The organism is Schnuerera sp., assembly GCF_035459645.1.
In the GTDB taxonomy this organism is placed as follows: domain Bacteria; phylum Bacillota; class Clostridia; order Tissierellales; family Tepidimicrobiaceae; genus Schnuerera.
Genome location: NZ_DATHXO010000297.1, coordinates 1 through 2,283, shown reverse-complemented (window position 1 = coordinate 2,283; position 2,283 = coordinate 1). Strand labels below are relative to the sequence as shown.

Here is a 2,283-nt window from a genome sequence, read left to right as displayed (position 1 = left end):
ACGCAGATAAATTGGTGGGAGATAGAATATATTTAGACTTCCCTAGTGTGGGAGCTACTGAAAATATTATGATGGCTGCAGTAATGGCAGAAGGCGAAACTATAATTGATAATGCGGCTATGGAACCTGAAATAGTTGATTTATCTAATTTTCTAAACAAATTAGGTGCAGATATTAAAGGAGCTGGTACCAGCAGCATTAGAATTAAAGGAGTCAAGGAATTAGGTGGAGCCACCCATTCTATTATTCCAGATAGAATTGAAGCAGGAACTTTTATGGTTATGGCAGCTATTACTAAAGGCGATATTACAGTGGAAAATGTTATAACTAGTCATATTAAACCGGTAATTGCAAAACTTAGAGAGGCTGGTTGTCAAATATTTGAAAATGGAGATAAAGTTCGGGTAATAGGAGCTGAAGAAATAAAAGCAGTAGATATTAAAACATTACCTTATCCAGGATTTCCCACGGATATGCAAGCCCAGTTTATGTCTCTTATGAGTGTTTCTAAAGGGACAAGTGTAGTTATCGAAACAGTCTTTGAAAATAGGTTTATGCATGTAGATGAGTTAAAAAGGATGGGGGCAGATATTAAAATAGACGGTAGATCTGCAATAATCCAAGGAGTGGATGGCTTAATGTCTGCACCAGTAAAAGCCACAGATTTAAGGGCAGGGGCTGCTCTTATACTAGCTGGTTTGGTTTCTGATGGCGTTACAGAAATTGGAGATATTTACCATATAGATAGAGGATATGATAATATAGAAACAAAACTTAGCAAATTAGGTGCGAAAATATATAGAGTATAATCAATGCAACAGACCAATGCATAATGCACAACGTATAATGTACAATGCACGATGCACAATTTAATACGCAATTGTAGGGAACGACCTATGTGTCGTTCCGATAACTATAATAGTACATATTTAATAATTTCAGGGCGACTAGATGTCGCCCTTTCTTTATTTAATCATTGCATTATCTTGAAAGACTGTAGATCTTCCCAACATTCACAATTCACAATTTAAAATTCACAATTGGCATAGAAGATGCCTAAATCTTGTTATAAAACTATCTTTCCTAACATATGATATTGTATACCAAAGGTAAGAGGGGGAAGAGATGAAAAAAATTGGGATATATACTATTGTGGTATTAATTGTAATAATTTTAATACCTTCCATAATAGTTAAAACTTTTAATTTTGTTCCTAAAGAAAACAAGCTGGGGAGAAAAAATATTGAATATCATGAAGAAGAAGTTCCTGAAAACGAAGAATTTGATGGGTATATAAAAATATATGATACAAGAAACCAACAAGTTATAGAGATGGCTTTAGAAGAATATGTAAAAGGGGTAGTAGCAGCAGAAATGCCAGCAGAGTTCCATATTGAAGCTTTAAAAGCACAAGCTGTAGCCAGTAGAACCTATGCTATTAGCCGAACAATAAACTATAAAGAAGGCCATCCTGATCATATAGAGGCTCCTCTTTGTACAGGCATCCATTGTCAAGCATATTTAACATTGGAAGAGTTAAAAAACATACATGCAAAAGATTGGGAAGAAAAATATTGGCCTAAAATTGAAGAAGCTGTAGACTCTACTAAAGGGCAAGTTCTTTATTATAGGGATGAGATTATAGAGCCATTATATCATTCTACCAGTGGCGGTATGACAGAAAATGCTTTAGATGTATTTGCAACGGATTTACCTTATTTAAGAGCAGTAGAAAGTCCCTATGAAGAAGAAGCACCTAAATTTAGAAGTCTAATCACCATGACAGGAGATGAATTTATCAATAAATTGATTAAAAAATATCCAGGTTCAAATATCACTAAGGATAATATAGGTGAAAAAATAAAATTAGTAGAAAAGACCCAAAGTGGAAGAATAAAAAAACTAGCCATAGATGGATCAGTGATAAATGGTAAAGAAATAAGGGAGTTATTTGATTTAAATTCAACTAATTTCAAAATTAGCTTTAATCCAAAAACTAATATTATTGATATTGAAACTATAGGTTATGGTCATGGTGTAGGCATGAGCCAATGGGGAGCAAATGGTATGGCTAAAAAAGACAAAAGCTATGAAGCAATACTTAAACATTATTATACGGGAGTAGAATTAAGATCCTTTACAATGGACAATTGAACAATTTGGATAGGGTGGACCTTTGTGTTCGCTCTATTTTTTTATGTGAAATTTTCTTTATATTATGTATTAAATAGATAAAAGTGGAAATAATACCTAATGGAGGTGAGGGAATGAGAAAAAGATTAG

2 protein-coding genes are annotated in these 2,283 nt (G+C 33.4%); both read left to right on the top strand.

From position 1 onward, the window contains the following. Positions 1 to 809 (top strand): UDP-N-acetylglucosamine 1-carboxyvinyltransferase (murA, locus tag VK998_RS06980; protein ID WP_325226917.1); only part of this gene is annotated, 809 nt, incomplete at its 5' end. Between the two features lie 316 nt (positions 810 to 1,125). Beyond that, entirely contained in the window at positions 1,126 to 2,154 is a 1,029-nt protein-coding gene (gene spoIID, locus VK998_RS06975; RefSeq protein ID WP_325226915.1) for a stage II sporulation protein D, read from the top strand. The last annotated feature ends 129 nt before the right edge of the window (positions 2,155 to 2,283 follow it).